12 protein-coding genes are annotated in these 15919 nt (G+C 74.3%); 8 read left to right on the forward strand and 4 right to left on the reverse strand.

The features are described from left to right. Positions 1–50: 50 nt before the first annotated feature. On the reverse strand, positions 51–2120 hold the full coding sequence (locus tag ACFW2G_RS19385; RefSeq protein WP_384583114.1) for a SpoIIE family protein phosphatase: 2070 nt from the start codon (positions 2118–2120) through the stop codon (positions 51–53). An 832-nt stretch (positions 2121–2952) separates the two neighbouring features. Between ACFW2G_RS19385 and ACFW2G_RS19390 the strand changes: the two genes are divergently transcribed. The 3 genes from ACFW2G_RS19390 to ACFW2G_RS19400 all read left to right on the forward strand — a co-directional run bounded on the left by ACFW2G_RS19390 (position 2953) and on the right by ACFW2G_RS19400 (position 6523). Beyond that, a complete protein-coding gene (locus ACFW2G_RS19390) occupies positions 2953–4587 on the forward strand; it encodes a sigma-70 family RNA polymerase sigma factor (protein WP_384583117.1) in 1635 nt (544 codons plus the stop codon). A gap of 159 nt (positions 4588–4746) precedes the next feature. After that, the gene (locus ACFW2G_RS19395) at positions 4747–5151 is read left to right on the forward strand and encodes a hypothetical protein (protein WP_384583120.1); all 405 of its coding nucleotides are present in this window, start codon (positions 4747–4749) and stop codon (positions 5149–5151) included. Positions 5152–5308: 157 nt separating this feature from the next. Then, a complete protein-coding gene (locus ACFW2G_RS19400; RefSeq protein ID WP_384583124.1) occupies positions 5309–6523 on the forward strand; it encodes a peptidoglycan-binding protein in 1215 nt (404 codons plus the stop codon). Positions 6524–6555: 32 nt separating this feature from the next. On the opposite strand, the gene ACFW2G_RS19405 is transcribed toward ACFW2G_RS19400, so the two are convergent. The 3 genes from ACFW2G_RS19405 to ACFW2G_RS19415 form a co-directional block, all read right to left on the reverse strand. Next, entirely contained in the window at positions 6556–8706 is a 2151-nt protein-coding gene (locus tag ACFW2G_RS19405) for a SpoIIE family protein phosphatase (RefSeq protein WP_384452550.1), read from the reverse strand. A gap of 601 nt (positions 8707–9307) precedes the next feature. Then, on the reverse strand, positions 9308–9883 hold the full coding sequence (locus ACFW2G_RS19410; protein WP_384583127.1) for a hypothetical protein: 576 nt from the start codon (positions 9881–9883) through the stop codon (positions 9308–9310). 95 nt (positions 9884–9978) lie between these two features. After that, a complete protein-coding gene (locus ACFW2G_RS19415; RefSeq protein ID WP_384583129.1) occupies positions 9979–10629 on the reverse strand; it encodes a TetR/AcrR family transcriptional regulator in 651 nt (216 codons plus the stop codon). 133 nt (positions 10630–10762) lie between these two features. Here ACFW2G_RS19415 and ACFW2G_RS19420 point away from each other — a divergent pair, with 133 nt between their 5' ends. The 5 genes from ACFW2G_RS19420 (at position 10763) to ACFW2G_RS19440 (ending at position 15845) form a co-directional block, all read left to right on the forward strand. Next, complete coding sequence (locus tag ACFW2G_RS19420; RefSeq protein WP_384452542.1) at positions 10763–11566, forward strand: alpha/beta fold hydrolase; 804 nt, start codon at positions 10763–10765, stop codon at positions 11564–11566. After that, entirely contained in the window at positions 11563–12180 is a 618-nt protein-coding gene (locus ACFW2G_RS19425; protein ID WP_384452539.1) for a dihydrofolate reductase family protein, read from the forward strand. Before ACFW2G_RS19420 ends, ACFW2G_RS19425 begins: the two co-directional genes overlap by 4 nt. Positions 12181–12438: 258 nt before the next feature. After that, the gene (locus ACFW2G_RS19430) at positions 12439–13647 is read left to right on the forward strand and encodes an NAD(P)/FAD-dependent oxidoreductase (RefSeq protein WP_384583132.1); all 1209 of its coding nucleotides are present in this window, start codon (positions 12439–12441) and stop codon (positions 13645–13647) included. 177 nt (positions 13648–13824) lie between these two features. Then, on the forward strand, positions 13825–14877 hold the full coding sequence (locus tag ACFW2G_RS19435) for an ABC transporter permease (protein ID WP_384583134.1): 1053 nt from the start codon (positions 13825–13827) through the stop codon (positions 14875–14877). A 14-nt stretch (positions 14878–14891) separates the two neighbouring features. After that, positions 14892–15845 (forward strand): sigma-70 family RNA polymerase sigma factor, encoded by a 954-nt coding sequence (locus ACFW2G_RS19440; protein WP_384452530.1) that lies wholly within the window; start codon positions 14892–14894, stop codon positions 15843–15845. Positions 15846–15919 lie beyond the last annotated feature (74 nt).

Below are 15919 nucleotides of genomic sequence, written 5' to 3' on the forward strand. Positions count from 1 at the left end.
CGGTCGCTCGTGCTGCCCGCCTGCCCGCCCGCCTGCCCGCCTGCCCCGCGTCACGGGTCGGGGCGGATGAGCAGCAGGGCGATGTCGTCGTGGTTGCGGGCGGGGTGCCCGGCGTGGCGCAGGAGGCTCTGGGCGAGGTCGTCGAGGTGGTGGACCGGGGTCCGGGCGAGGTGTCGGGCGAGGGCTTCGGTGGTGTCGTCGAGGTCGGTGCCGGGGACCTCCACGAGCCCGTCGGTGTACAGCAGGAGCACGGCGCCGGGCGGGAGCGGGATGTCGGTGGTGGGGTAGTCGGCGTCGGGGTCGATGCCCAGCAGGAGTCCGGGGTCCAGGTTCAGGACTTCGGTGTGTCCGTCGGGGTGGCGCAGCAGCGGTGAGGGGTGTCCGGCGGTGGCGAGCCGGGCGCGCTGGTGGGCGAGGTCGAGCCGGACGACCAGGCAGCTGGTGAACAGTCCCGCGTCGAGGTCGGTCAGGAGGCGGTTGGTGCGGGCGAGGAGTTCTCCGGGTGAGGCGCCGGCGGCGGCGTGGGCGTGGACGGCGGTGCGGACCTGCCCCATCAGCGCGGCGGCGGCGGTGTTGTGGCCCTGGACGTCGCCGATCGCCGCCGTGGTGGCGGTGGGCGTGTGGATCAGGTCGTAGAAGTCGCCGCCGATGTCCATGCCGTGGCGGGCGGACTGGTAGCGGGCGGCGACGCCGAGGCCGGGGACCCGGGGCAGCGCGGGGGGAAGCAGGCCGGTCTGCAGGGTGTGGGCGAGGGTGTGCTGGGCGTCGTACAGGCGGGCGCGGTCCAGGGCCTGGGCGATCAGTCCGGCGAGGGAGGCGAGGAGGGCGCGTTCGGCCGGCGGGAAGGGGCGGGGCTGGTCATAGGAGAGCACGAGGCATCCGGTGTTGCGGCCGGAGGCGGTCAGCGGCAGGAAGGCCCATGCGTTCCTGGCGTCGTGGCGGGGTGCGCCGGGGTAGGCGCGCCGGAAGTCGGCGAAGTCCGGGAAGAAGAGCGGCTCGCCCGTGGCCCGCGCGTACGCCGTCGGGGTACGGGAGTCCAGGGGCGTGCCGTCGAGGCGGTCGACGAACGCCGTGCTGTAGCCGCGCCGGCCGATGACGTGCAGGCGGCCGTCCTCGACGACCATGAGGACCAGGCCCTGCGGGCCGAAGGCGGGCACGATCTGGTCGGCGGCCGCGTCGGTCACGTCACTGACGCTGGCGGCCTCGGCGAGGGCGGCCGCCAGGTGGGTGAGGTGGTACAGCCCGAGGGCGCCGAGCGACTCGTCGGACGGCGGGGCCGGTGAGGCGGCCGTCCGCCGCGGGGCGGGTGTGATGTGGACGCTGATGCCGCTGTCGTCGGGGTAGAGCTGGAAGAGCAGGGGCCGGTCCGGGGGGCGCACCGCGGTGAACGAGGTGGGCCGGCGGGTGACCACCGCCGCGCGGTAGCTCTCCTCGCTGACCGGTACGTGCAGCCACGGCACTGCTTCCCACGGCCGGAGCCCCCTGAGGGAGGCGGCATCGGCGCCCACCAGATCGGCGCCCGCGGAGTTGAGGAAGGTGAGCCGGCCCTCCAGGTCCAGTGCGCAGCAGCCGAGGGGCAGGCGTTCGGTGAACCCGAGTGCGGCCGCGGCCCGGTCGGGGTCGGCCGCCTCGGGCGGTGCCGGAAGGTAGCGGGGTTCCTCGGGAGGCAGCAGCGGGTCCCCCTGGGCGGCGGCCCGCTCCAGGACGAGTGCCGTGCGCCGGCAGCACGCGGTGACGGTCGCGCGCAGGCGGCTGCTCAGGTGCGGAGGCTGTTCGACGGGCCACACCAGCGCGAGGCCGCCCCACGCCCGAGTGCCGCTGAGGAAGGGAACCGCGGCGAGCGCGAAGTCGTAGGGGAGGACGATGCCCAGTTGCGGGTAACGGCGCGCCACCTGCTCGCCGCTCTCCAGCCAGATCGGCCGGCGTTGGCGCATGGCGTCCGTGACCGGGGTGGCCGCGTCGACCGAGGAGCGGGACCAGGGCGCGGCGATCTGCCGGGACACACCGGACAGCAGGGTGAGCCACAGCAGCCGGCCGCCGGGCGGCAGGAGGTACAGCAGGCCGGCCGATGCGCCGGTCTCGCGCACCACGTCGGCCATGAGGGCTTCCACCTGCTCCATACCGGCGCCGGGTCCTGGGGCACGGAACGACGATCGCATCATCACCACCCGGTTCTCACGGTGACCGGTCCGCGCACGCGAGGCGGGGAGCCTCCTCCGCCTCCTCCGTGCCGACGTCCGGCCCCGCTGCGCACGGGCCCCGGCCGACGCCTGTGGCCCGCTTCGTCGGTTTCGTCCCGCTCACCGACCGCCCCGCGGCCTTCCGAGCCCGGACCGACCGCCACCGCGGCGGCGCCCTAGGTGATGAATCCGCCTGATTCCGCCCATATGAACACAGTACGCACGCGTACGCGGGGTGGCAGCTTGCGGACGCGCGGCGTCCCCCATCGGTGCGGGCGGCCCCGTCCCGCCTCCGGAGGGTCGCCCCGCTCGCATGTGGATAACGGTTCGGTAACGCCGCGGGAGGGGGTGGAGCGGAGCGCATCGGTCCAGTTGAACGCCTCGCGAGAAGAAGGTTGAGGAAGCACATGGACGACGGCGGATGGGACCGTGCTGGTCCGGCGCCGGAGGGCGGGCCCCCGGACCGGGTGATCGCCCCCGATCGCCCGCGCGCCGGATCCTCGGCCCCGGTGCGGGGCCGACGGCGTTCGGCCGAACGGCGGCGGAACCGCACCGCACCCGCCGTCACACCCCCTTCGGCGCCCTCGGAACATCGCGGACGCCCCACCCATGGAACGTACGTCTATTCTCGTCGGACGACGCCTGCCGGAACTCTGGATTCCGGTAGGGCGCAACGGAATCGAGCTGCCGCCGAGCCTCCTGCGCGGGGCTGCCGCCCGGTCCTCCCGGAGCACCACGCACTGCGCCGTCCGGCCCGATTTCAGGAGCACCAATGACTGAGCACGCGGGGCTGTCCGTCGCCGAGCGGTCGGACGAGGAACTGGCGGAGTCGATACGCGGCGGTGCGGAGGAACGGGCGATGGCGGAGCTGTACGCCCGCCATCGGTCCGCCGTGCTGGCGTACGCGCGCACCTGCTGCCGCGACGCGCACACCGCCGAGGACCTTGCGGCCGAGGCGTTCGCGAAGACGCTGGAGGCGGTGCGGTCGGGCGGGGGGCCGACGGGGCCCTGGCGGCCGTATCTGCTGACCGTCGTCCGGCGTACGGCCATGGCCTGGGCCGACACGGCCCGTCGGGCCGAGCTGACCGAGGACGTCGAACGCTGGGAGCAGGCCGTACCGCACACCGGGGGCGGTGAGGAGTTCGCCCTGCGCGGTGAGGAGGACGACCTGGTCCTGCGCGGCTTCCGCGCGCTGCCCGAACGCTGGCAGGCCGTGCTGTGGCACACGCTGGTGGAGGAGGAGAGCGCCCAGCGGGTCGGCGCCATGATGGGCCTGAGCGCCAGTGGCGTGTGGTCCCTTGCGGAGCGGGCCCGGGAGGGGCTGCGCGAGGCCTACCTCTCGGAGCACGCCCACGGCCCCCGGGCATCGCACGAATGCCGCCGTCACAGCCCCTTGATGGCCGCGGCGGTGCGCCGGGGCCGACGCACCGCCGGGCGACGACTGGACCGCCACCTGGGCGACTGCGGTTCCTGCCGCAAGGCGTTCCACGACCTGACGGAGATCAACTCCCGGCTGCGCGTGGTGCTGCCCGGCGCCGTGCTGCTGTGGGGCGCCGAGAAGTACCTCTCCTCGTACGCCGTCACGGCCGCCGCCGTGGGAGGTGCGGGCGCGGCCGCCGGTGGCTCGGGCGCGGCTGCCGGTGGCTCGGGCGCGGCTGCCGGTGGCTCGGGCGCGGCCGCCGGACTCCCCGCCGCGAAGCTCGTCGCCGTTTCACTGGCGGCCGCGACGGCGATCGGCGCCCTGGCCTACGTCGTCGTCCCGGAAGGGGCCGACACCAGGAGGGCCGCTCCGCCGGTCGTCCGCGAGACGTCCGGGCCGTCGCTGCCAACGAGGACGGCGGGACCCGCCGCCACTCCCGAGGCCACCCGCAGCCCCGCCCCCGGCTCCTCCCCCTCGGCCGTGCCGAGCATCCCCCTCGCGCGGACCGCACAGGCCGCCGCCGCCGTCGTCGCGCCCGCCGGCCCCGGCGAACGCACCCGGCTGCGGATCGACGCGACGGGGATGTGCATGGAGATCCCGGGGGGCAGCGGGCAGGCGGGAGTACAGCCGCGGGAGGCGGCGTGCACGGGCGCCGCGTACCAGGAGTGGGACGTGATCGCGCAGGAGAAGCGCCGTCGGGTGATGCTGCGCAACGGGGGCACCGGCATGTGCCTGACCCACACCGGCAGCACCGCGAGCGGCGCGCCGGTGCGGCAGGCCCTCTGCGACGCCACCAACCCGCTGCAGGTCTGGAGCATCAACCGGCACGACGACAAGGGCACCGCGGGCATCTTCACCAGCGACAACATGTACCTCGGCCTCAAGCAGTGGGCTCCCGCCGCCCGGGGGGAGGCGCACGACCCGCTGATCGCGACGAGTCCCCACTACTACCTCTCGCCGTCCCTGCACTTCCGTACCGACTGGTGAACCCGCCGGACGGCGGCTCCGCCGGTCCTCCCGCGCCCCGGCAGGCGCACCGCGCGCCGGACTCCCACGGGTAAAGAATCCGCAAAGCGCCGGGAGGTCCGGCGGCACGCGCCGCTCTCTGCTCGTGAGGAGCAACGGTCCAACGGAGTGCGGAGCATCATGGGACTCAGCCTGAATCGGCTTGCCGGAGCGGTGGCCGTGTCGGCGACGCTGTTCGCGGGCACGAGTGCGGTGGCCCTGCCGACCTCCGCGGACGGCGTGCGGGAGAACGGCGTCCTGCGCGGGTCGGCCGGACCCGCGTCCGCCGCCACCGGATCCCTCACCCGGGCCGGCGCGGGACACGGCGGGCCCGGCTCTCCGCAGGACGGGACATCGCGCGCCGCGGACGCCCGCACCGCAGACGCCCGCACCGCAGACGCCCGCGGCGCGGACGGCGCGCGCCCGGCCGCCGACGACGCCGGCGCCACCGCCACCGTGCTGAGCACGGCAGTCGCCGCCTCCTCCCTGCTCCTCCTCTGCTTCTTCCTGCTGCGGGGCGGCCGCCACCGGCGCACCGGCCGCTGACCCCTAGATCCGGCCGTGCCGGGCCGCCCCGCGCGGAGCCGGATCCGGCCCCAGGCCGGCTTCCGGGCCGGTGGCACGCCGTGCGGCCCGCCCAGAACGACGGCCGCACGTTCGGCGAGGCCCGTCCGAAGGGCCTCCGAGAAGAGGATGTACGCACGTGTCCCCGTCGACCTGCCCACGCTGCGGCGCCACCCGAGCGACCCGGGGCACGGACTGTCCCTGCCCCGGAAGCGGGGCGACCGCGCCCGGCGACCGCGAACCGTTCGCCCGCACCTGGGTGCGCCCCTACGTCGGCGCGGCGCAACACGGGCCCCCGGCCGCTGCCGAGGACCGGCACGGGACCGAACCGGATCCGGCCGGGGCGCACGGTGACGCCCCGGGACGCGTGCTGGGGATCATGCAGCCGTACGTGTCCTTGCGGCCGGAGCACGGTCCGCCGCGGGAACACCGCGCCGCCGGCACGCTCCCGCCGCACCCCGGCGCGGCGGTGTCCGCGCTCCACCCGCCGGCCGGTTCCGCGTCCTCAGCGGGGCAGGGGACTCCCCCCGCCCCCGGTGGTCCGTACCCGCTCGGGGACGACACCCTCATCCTGACCCCGGTCGGTCCCCACCCGCTCGGGGACGACACCCTCATCCTGACCCCGGTCGGCCCGCGCCCCCTCACCGGCGCGGCCGCCGCACCCGGGGACGTGCCGGGGCCGCGCCGGACCCGTGGCAGGCGGCCGGCGTCGCACCGGCGTGCCGGCAGGCGCCGGTCGGCCGGGGCGGTGGGTCTGATGGCCGTGATGGCCGTGATGGCGGCGGTGGTCGGCGCGGCGGTGCTCGGCGGCCCACAGGTGGATCCGCGCGCCACCGCGCAACGGGTGGAGTCGGAGCCGACGTCCGTCCCGCTGCCCGCCGTCGATCCCACGACCGCGCCGTCCCCCGGCGGTCCAGCGACCCCGGCCGCCGAGGGCACGGAGGGCGCCGCCGGTCCCCCCGATGCCGCGAAGCAGCCGTCCGGGCGCCCCGGCGTCACCCCGCCCAGACCCGCGGCCACCCCGCAGCAGGGCCCCGCCCCCCGGTGCGTCACACCGCACCTTCCCGGAGCGCCGTGCCCGTCCGCCGGCCGGCCCGAGACTCCGTCGCCCAGCCGACGGCCCCCCGACCTGTGCTGCGGTGCGAGCGGTCCCGAGGTCGCCGAGCTGCAATACCGGCTACGGGTGCTCGGCCTGTACGAAGGCCGTCTGAACGGCGCCTACAACCAGCGGCTGACCGACGCGGTCGCCGCCTACCAGAGCAGCCGCCGCCTCACCGGAGATCCGCGCGGCTCGTACGGGCCGGAGACCCGGGCCGCCCTCCAGCGGGAGGTGCCCGGCGTCGATGCCCGGTGACCACCCGCGGGGCCGCGGCGCAGCGGAGCAGCTCAGATCGGCAGTTCCAGCCACACGGTCTTTCCGCGGCCACTGGGCGAGGTACCCCACGCGCTCGCCAGACTCTCCACGATGAGCAGGCCGCGTCCGTGCTCGGCCCGGGCGTTCCCCTCGCCGGACACGGAGACCGGCGACGGGACGGGCGGAGTGACGTCGGAGTCGCGCACCTCCAGCCGGATGTGGTCCGGGCCCTCGCGCAGGCGCAGGTCGACATGGCTGTCGGCATGGATCAGCGCATTGGTCACCACCTCCGAGGCCATGAGCTCCAGCGCGTCCGCGACGTCCCCGTGGCCCCAGTCGTGCAGGCTCTCGCGGACGAACCTCCGTGCGGCCCGGACACCTGGAAGGTCGTGCCGGCGGACCTCCATGCGGGCGAACCGGTACCGGTGGCGCGACAGTGCGCCCTCGTAGCGTGCCAGGAGCAGGGCGATGTCGTCGCGGCGCTCCGGCGGCGCGGGCAGGGCGGCGACCAGCCGGTCCGCGAGGCCTTCCAGGTTGTGTTCGGTGGCGGGAGGCCCGGCCGCCAGCAGTTCCCGGACCCGGGGCATCAGGTCGGCGTCCCGGGCACTGGTGAGGCCGTCGGTGTAGAGCAGGAGCAGAGTGCCCGGTTCGAGAAGGAATTCGACGCTCCGGTACGCCACGCCGGAGTGGACCCCCAAGGGCACGTCGACGGGTACGTCCGGGGTGTCGAGGCTGCCGTCGGGACGCCGCAGGAGCGGTGGGGGATGGCCGGCCGAGGCGACCTCGGCCGTTCCCTGCGCGGCGTCCACCCGGACGAGGCAGCATGTCGCCAGCAGGTCGGTCTCCAGCGCGGCGAGCAGGTCCCCGGTCCGGCTGAGCACCGCTGCCGGGCCGTGCTCCTCGCGGGCGTAGGCGAGCATCGCGCTGCGCAGCTGTCCCATCAGCATCGCGCTCTCCACCTTGTGGCCCTCGACGTCGCCGACGATCAGGCAGATCCGGCTGTCCGGCAGGGCGATGACGTCGTACCAGTCGCCGCCGATCCCGGAGGCCGAGGCGGCCGGCAGGTATCGCGCGGTCGTGACGATGTCCGGCAGGTCGCCCAGGATGCGCGGGAGCAGCCATTTCTGGACGCTCTCGGCGATGGCGTGCTTCTTCTCCCCGAGCCGGACGCGCTCCAGGGCTTGGGCGAGCAGGCTCGCCATCATCATCGCCGTCGCCTGTTCCTCCGGCGTGAAGTGGCGCTCGGCCGGGAAGCCGAGGGCGCACACCCCCACCGGGGTGTCGCCTGCGCGCAGGGGAAGGAAGGCCCAGGCGCGGCAGCCGTCGTCGGGCGCGTCGGGATAGGCGGCGAGGAGTTCGGCGCGGTCGGAGAAGAGCCGAAGGTCCCTGCCGCGCAGCGTGTCCGCGTAGGGGGACGGCGCCTCGGCGGAGGCTCCGTGGACCGAGCGGAGGGAGCCGGCGGCGGTGCCGTGGTGAGCCGTGACCCAGAGCCGTCCGCCTCCGAACCCGGTGATGACGAGGGACCCGGCCCGATAGGGCGCCATGATGCCGGTCCGGGCCACGTCGGCCACGGCATCCATGTCCGCGGCCTTGTTGAGCGCTTCGGACAGCTTGTGCAGCTGGTACATGAGGGTGGTCTCGTACGAACCGGGGATCCCGGGCAGTCCCCAGCCGCCCGACGGCTCGCCGTCGCTCGGCGGCGGAACGGAATCGACGGAGAAGACCACCGGGCGATCCGGGGGGTCCGGCGGACCGCCGCCTGCCGTGCCCGCCGTCAGACGGGCGGCCAGCCGGTCGCCGATGGCGCGGAGCTTGCGGCGCTGCGGAATGCTCAGGGTGCCGTCACGAGTGGGGAGCCGCACGACGGTCAGGGCGCCGAACCGGTGGCCGCCGCCCGACAGCGGGGTGGACATCACCGAATAGGGGAAGGGGACCAGCCGCGCGAGCCCCGGGTCGTCGGGCCTTGTCTCGGGCTCTCCGATGACCACGACCGTGCCGGTCCGCCACGCCCTCGCCGAGGCGTAGGGAGCGTCGACCGGGATCTGCTCGGGCATGGTGAAGATCACCGGAGGGGAGCCGCCGATCAGGGTGGCCCGCAGTCGGCGACGGCCCCGGTCCAGCAGGTAGACGATGCCGGTGACGGCGTCCAGCTCGACGAGCGCGTCGCGGATCGCCTGGCTCATCGGCCTCCCGTACGACGCCGCGCCGCCTGGGGCGGCAGACGGCCGAACGCCCTCGGGAACGGCCTCCCGGTCGGCAGCTGACATGGTGCTGATCTCCGCTCACCGGCACACCGGTACGGGCGCGGAACCGACGGGAACGTGGCTGTTCCGCGCGTCGACGATGATGCGCCCGTGCGGCGCACCGCCTCCCCGTCCATGATGCGCCGGACCGGCTCGGCAGGCGGCCCGCCGGCGCCCTGCCCGCCCGGAGGCGAGGGCCGGGCCCGCGCGCACCCTGCCGCAGGGCGATCATGCTCCTCCGGGTCCTGGCAGGCCCGAACGGGCCGCGGAAGCCCTCCCGGCCTGCGCAGGGACGGGGGCGATGACCGCCCTCCTCGTCGTCGGTCATACGGGTGACCACGACGAAGCGCGGAAGGCCCCGCCATGACCGACCTGCTCACCGCGCACCGCCGCGTCCCGCCGCGTCCCGTCCGCCGCTCCCGCATCGCGCCCCGCCGCACGATGGTCCGTGGCCGGGGGAGTGCCGGCGGGACCCCGCCCTGGCCGGCCCCGGGCGCCGGGGCGGGGTCCCGCGAGGGCGGCGCGGGCTTCTCCGTGCGGGTCAGCCGAGGCGGACCGTGATCTCGGGGAGGGGGATGTCGGACAGGTTGAGCCGGAACCCGACCACGGTCAGGTACGTCTGCGAGTCGGTCAGGGCGGAGGTGGTGGACGGCGCCAGGGTCTTCCCGCGCGTGCTCACCAGCAGGGACCAGCTCCCGCGCCGGTAGCTGCGGGACAGGTCGGGGCGGTCGCCGTTCGGGTTCGGCGTCCAGCCCTGCCGTTCCAGGTCGGCGCAGATCGCGTTCATCTCCGACACCGCGGAGGTCCGTTCGCGGACGGCCGTCCAGCCGGTCCTGTCCGAGTCGGCGCCGGTCGGGCCGAGCGGCCGGCCCTGCGCGGGGTCGAGGCCCGCCGCGCCGATCGCGGTCTGAATCGCCTCGTCCACGGCGTCCCGTGGCAGGGGCGGCGACGTGGACTCCGGCGTGGGCGCCGACGCGGACGGCGACGGCGCGGGCGCCCCCAGGCGGATGCGCCCGGTGTCGTCCCTCCGGATGAGGTCCGGAAAGGCCGCGGCGGCCAGACTCCCGATCAGGGCCACAGCCAGCCCGATCCACACCCTCTTCAACAGCGCGTTCAACGCCATCCCCCCCCCGAGTGATCGTTGAGAGGAGTCTCACACATGCCGCCCGGCCCGGCGCCCGGAGGCCACGAGGGGCCGAAGTGCCCCGGCCGTCAGGCCGGTCCGCCGTCGCCCACGGGCTGCGCCGGGCCCGGCGCCCGGTACGCGGCGAGGAAGGTGCGGACGCCGGCCGTCGCGTAGAGGTCGAGGTCGGCCTCCGTGTGCCGGGCGCCACCGTGGAACATGGCCTGGTTCACGGGGATCCACAGCAGCAGTCCGGCGAAGTGGTGGGCGGCCAGCACGGGGTCGTCGGTCCTGAGCGCCCCCTGGCCGGTCAGGCGCTCGAAGGCGGCCGCCAGGGTGGCCAGGACCCGCTCGAACCCGTGCTCGTACCAGGCGGCTCCCAGCGCGGGGAAGGTGTCGGCGTTGGCGATGATCAGCCGACGCAGCTGGATGACCCCGGGCTGGGTGAGGGTCGTCAGGAATCGGCGGGCGAGGCGGGTCAGGTTCTCGTCCAGGGTTTCGGCGTCGGCGGGTACGTCGGCCACGAGGTCGATCATGCCGTCGATGCGGTCGGTGGTGGCCATGACGATCTCGGCGAAGAGCTTTTCCTTGTCCGCGAAGTGCTTGTAGACGGTCTGCTTGGAGACCGCCGCCAGTTTCGCGATGTCGTCCATGCTCGTCCCCGAGTACCCCTTGTCCAGGAACACGGTGGTTGCGGCATCCAGGATCGCCTGGTGCTTGCGTGCCGAACGGCCGTCCATCTTCGACTCCCTCTCCACTCCGTATCCCCGCCCCCGAAGAGTACTGGACTGACCAGTACTCGTTTCGGTACTGTACCGTCTAGTTCCAAACGGCGCGGCCCTCCGGCCGTGCCGCCTACGCATGGGGGTTCACATGGGCAAGGTCACCTCGGCCGATGGCACGGCCATCGCGTTCGAGCAGCAGGGTTCGGGTCCTGCAGTGGTGCTCGTCGGGGGCGCGTTCATGACGCGGCACGAGTCGGCGGAGCTCGCCGGTCTCCTCGCCGAGCACTTCACGGTGATCACGTACGACCGCCGCGGGCGCGGCGACAGCGGCGACGGCCCGGCGTACGACGTGCAGCGGGAGGTAGAGGATCTGGACGCGCTGATCGGGCACGCCGGCGGCGAGGCCATGCTCTTCGGCATGTCCTCCGGCGCCGTACTGGCGCTGGAGGCCGCCGCCCGGGGCAGCGCCGTGACCCGGCTGGCCCTGTACGAGCCGCCCTTCATCACCGACGACAGTCGTCCGCCGCTGCCCGCCGACTACATCGCCCGGCTGGAGGAGCTGCTGGAACAGGGGGCGTACGGCGATGCGGCGGCGTACTTCCTGACCGCGGCCGCGGGTGTGCCCGCCGAGGCCGTCGCCGGCATGCGGCAGGCCCCGTTCTGGCCCGGCATGGAGGCCAACGCCCGGACCCTGCCGCACGACGGCCGGATCATGGGCGAGACCATGTCCGGCCGTCCCCTGCCCGCCGACCGCTGGCAGTCCGTGACGGTTCCCGTTCTCGTCGGCAGCGGCGACGCCGGCCCGCCGCACATGCTCACCGGCGCGCGGGAACTCGCCGCGCTCAAGGACAACTTCACCCTCCGGGTCTTCCCCGGCGAGGAGCATGCCATCGACCCCAAGCACCTCGCCCCGGTCCTGACCGGCTTCTTCAGCTTCGGGGAGCAGGCGTGAGCAAGGTCTTCGCCAGCCTGGGCATGTCCCTGGACGGCTTCATCGCCGGTCCCGGCTCCGGCCCCGACAACCCGCTCGGGGACGGCGGAATGCGCATCCACGAATGGGTCTTCGGCGTGGAGAGCTGGCGGGCCCGGCAGAACGCCGAGGGCGGGCAGACCGATCAGGACGACGCCATCGTCCGGGCGAACTTCGACCGGGCCGGCGCCTACATCATGGGCCGGCGGATGTTCGCCGAAGGGGAGGTCGGCTGGTCCGACCCGCCGCCCTTCCGCGCCCCCGTCTTCGTCCTCACCCACACCCCGCGGGAACCGTGGGTGCGGCAGGGCGGCACCACCTTCACCTTCGTGACGGAAGGGATCGGCAGCGCGCTGGAGCGGGCTCGCAGGGCCGCGGGGGGCAAGGACGTCCAGATCTCCGGCGGTGCCGACACCGTACGGCAGTTCATCGACGCCGGACTCCTGGACGAACTCCAGATCCATCTCGCACCCCTCGTCCTCGGCGCGGGCGTCCGGCTCTTCGACGGGATGTCGGCGGCCCTCGGCCTCGAACCCGCCGGGGTGGTCGACTCACCGCGGGTCACCCACCTCACGTACCGGTTCGCAGCGTCCTGACGATCCGGGTCCGTGAGGTCCGGGCAGCAGTCCCGGCGTCACGGCCGACCGTCCGCGGGGTGCTTCTCCCCCTCGGACGGCCGTCGCCGCGGGGCGGGTTCGCGACCGCCTGGCAGCCTCCGTCCGGCCGCGGTCGAGGCGCAGGGCGGCACCTCCGTCGATCTGTGACTCACGTCACATGCGATTCCTGTCAGCAATCCGGGTGCTGTTCCGCTCAAGCCGGCGACAGCACGCGAAACCGACCGACAGGAGCAGCACATGAAGCACCGCATCGCCGTCCTCGGAGCCGGCTACGCAGGGGCCTACGTCGCCGGGACCCTGGCCCGTCGGCTGTCCCCGGCGGACACCGAGATCACCGTGGTCAACGCCGAGCCGGACTTCGTCCAGCGGCTGCGGCTGCACCAGCTCGCGGCCGGCCAGCAGATCGAGGCCCCGCAGCTCGCCGACGTGTTCGCGGGTACGGGGATACGCCTGCGCCCGGCCCGGATCACCGGCATCGACCCGGAGCGCCGGGTCGTCGCCGTGGCCGACGCCGACGGGGGCGGTGAGGTCGGCTACGACACGCTCGTCTACGCGCTGGGCAGCCACGTCGCCGACCACGGCGTCCCCGGTGTGGCCGAGCACGCCTTCCACGTCACCAGCCGTCCGGCGGCGTTGCGCCTGCGCGAACGCCTGGACAGCCTGGACAGCCCGGGCAGGCGGGACGAAGGCGGGAGGGTGGTGGTCATCGGCGACGGGCTGACCGGCATCGAGACCGCCACCGAGATCGCCGAATCCAGGCCCGGGCTGTCGGTGGCGCTGGTTGCCCGTGGAGAGCTGGGAGCCGCGCTCTCCGCCGGGGCCCGCGGCCACCTGCGGCAGGCCTGCGACCGACTGGGCATCACCGTCCTGGAGCACACCGACGTCCGCGCCGTCGAGGCGAAGTGGGTGCTGTGCGCCGACGGCAGCACGCTGGCGTCCGACGCGACCGTGTGGACGGCCGGGTTCGCGGTCGGCCTCATCGCCGCCGAGGCCGGCCTCGACGTCACCGAGGACGGCCGGGTCGTCGTCGACCGCACCATGCGCTCGGTGTCGCACCCGCACGTGTACGCCGTCGGCGACAGCGCCTACGCCCTCGGCGACAACGGTCGGCCGCTGCCGATGTCCTGCGCCTCGGCCGGCTACACCGGCATGCAGGCCACGGTCGCGATCGTGGGGCGGCTGACCGGCCGCAAGATTCCGAACGTCAAGCTGGAGTACCACGGCAACCACATCAGCCTCGGGCGGCGGGACGGGATCCTGCAGATGGTCGACGGCGAAGCGCAGGCGAAGCCGAAGTACCTGGGCGGCCGGAAGGCCGCGCGGATCAAGGCGGGCATCCTCAGGATGTCGCTGTGGACCACCTCGCACCCGACCTTCGGCCTGCCCAAGCACAAGCGTCACCTGGCAGCCGTACCGGACAAGTCCACCGAGAAGGCAGCCGCGTAGCCGCCCTCGACAGCCCCGCCGTTCGCTTCGACACCGGCGGGTTCGAGGCCGACGGCGGATCACTCCGTCCGTGTGGCTTCCGGGCGTGGTGGCGTTCGGCCTCGGCATCCCGGCACCGGGCCGGGCGGCCGCGGCCCCGTCACCACGCGAAGAAGACTGTCTGTACGAGGAGGAAGCATGGGTAGTCCCGTCCCCCGCGCGGCCGACACACGGCCGTCGTCCTGGCCGACCGTGGCCAGAACAGTCGTCCTGCTCACGGCGATCGTCAGTGTGCTGCTCACCACCTTCGCCTGGCCGTCGGTACGGTCGCACGCGCACGACGTGCCGATAGCCGTCGCCGGACCGGCCGCGGCGGTCGAGCAGCTCAGCACCTCCCTGGACCGACGCCTGCCGGACGGCTTCGCGATCCGAGAGGTCGCCGACACCGCGGCCGCCGAACGGTTGATCCGCGACCGGGAGGTGTACGGCGCGATCGATGCCACCTCCGGCACCCCGCACGTCATCACGGCCTCTGCCGCCAGCACGGCGCTCGCCCAGACCCTGCAGGGCGTCGCGGCGGGGCTCGGCCAGGCGCAGGCTCAGGGCGCCCCCAAGACGCCCCCCGTCCGCGACCTCGTCCCCATGCCGTCCGGCGACCCGCGCGGTGCCGGCCTGGCCGCCGGAGCCCTGCCCCTGGTCATGGGCAGTCTCCTCGCCGCACTGCTGCTGACCAGGCTCGTCCGCGGCACTGCCCGCCAGGCCGTCGGGGCGGTCTCCTTCGCGATCACCGGCGGCCTGGCCGTGGCAGCGATCCTGCAGTTCTGGCTCGGCTCGCTGGGCGGCTCCTACGCCGCCAACACCGCGGCGATCGCCCTGACCATGGCGGCCACATCGCTGAGCATCATCGGGCTGGGGGCCCTGCTCGGGTTCGCGGGCTTCGGCCTCGGAGCCGCCACCATGATGCTCATCGGCAATCCCCTGTCGGGTACCCCGACCGCTCCCGAGATGCTGCCCGGCCGGTCCGGCGCGCTCGGCCAACTGCTCCCGCCCGGGGCGGGTGGCCAACTGCTGCGCTCCACGGCCTTCTTCGACGGTCGCGGCTCCGCCCACTGCGTCCTCGTGCTCACGGCCTGGCTCGGATTCGGTGTCGCGCTGTGTCTGACCGGCGGGCTGCGCCCGCGCCGGCGTCGTCTGGCCGCCGGGCCGGATGCCCCGGCCGAGAACGCGGTCGCGCAGCCGGGTGGTCGGTAACTAGGCTGATTCGCGTGGACAGCGCCGCCATCGACCGCTTCGACACCAGTCGGTTCGAGGCCAGCCGCAATCGGCTGGCCTCGCTGGCGTACCGGCTGCTGGGCTCGGCCGCCGACGCCGAGGACGCCGTGCAGGATACGTTCCTGCACTGGCAGGCCGCCGACCGGCAGCTCATCAGGGTGCCGGAAGCATGGCTGACCAAGGTCGCCACCAACCTGTGCCTCGACCGGCTCCGCTCGGCACAGGCCCGCCGCGAACGCACCGTCGGCGCCTGGCTGCCCGAACCCCTCCTGGACGGCGACCCGATGCTCGGCCCGGCCGACACCTTCGAGCAGCGCGAGTCGGTCTCCCTGGCCATGCTGACCCTCATGGAGCGCCTCTCACCGCACGAGCGGGCCGTCTACCTCCTGCGGGAGGCGTTCTCCTACCGCCACGCCGAGATCGCCGAGATCCTCGACATCACCGAGTCCGCAAGCCAGCAGCACCTCCACCGCGCCCGGCACCGCATCACCACCGCGCGCCGCGGCGGAGGCGAACTCGACCCGGCATCCGCCCGCAGGATCGTCGAGGAGTTCCTCGCCGCCGCTTCCTCGGGCCGTACCGAACAGCTGGTGGCGCTGCTCACCGATGACGCGACCGCGATCTCCGACGGCGCGGGCCTGACCGAGAAGCTGATGCGGTACGACACTCCGCAGCGCATCGCCGCCATCGCGCGGGCCGGCTTCACCTCGACACCCGCGAAACAGCGGCTTGCCGGAGGGGTCTCCGCCGTCCACTACGCGCTCGTCAACGGGGCCCCCGCCATCCTCTTCGTGCCCGGAGACAAGGTCGTCGGTGCCGTCACGTTCGACATCACGGGCGGCAGGATCGCAACGGTGCGCGGCATCGCCGCGCCCTCCCGGCTCGTCCGCCTCACCGCAGCCTGGCGGCAGCACGAACCGGACGCGCCGCTCATCACCGAGTGGTGACGCGAGCGGATGCGGGCTGCCGCGTGCCCGCCTTCGTGCTGCCGGCGTCCTCGGTGCCGACGCCGGACCTCCCG

The sequence above is a fragment of the Streptomyces sp. NPDC058880 genome, from assembly GCF_042742535.1.
Classification (GTDB): Bacteria; Actinomycetota; Actinomycetes; order Streptomycetales; family Streptomycetaceae; genus Streptomyces.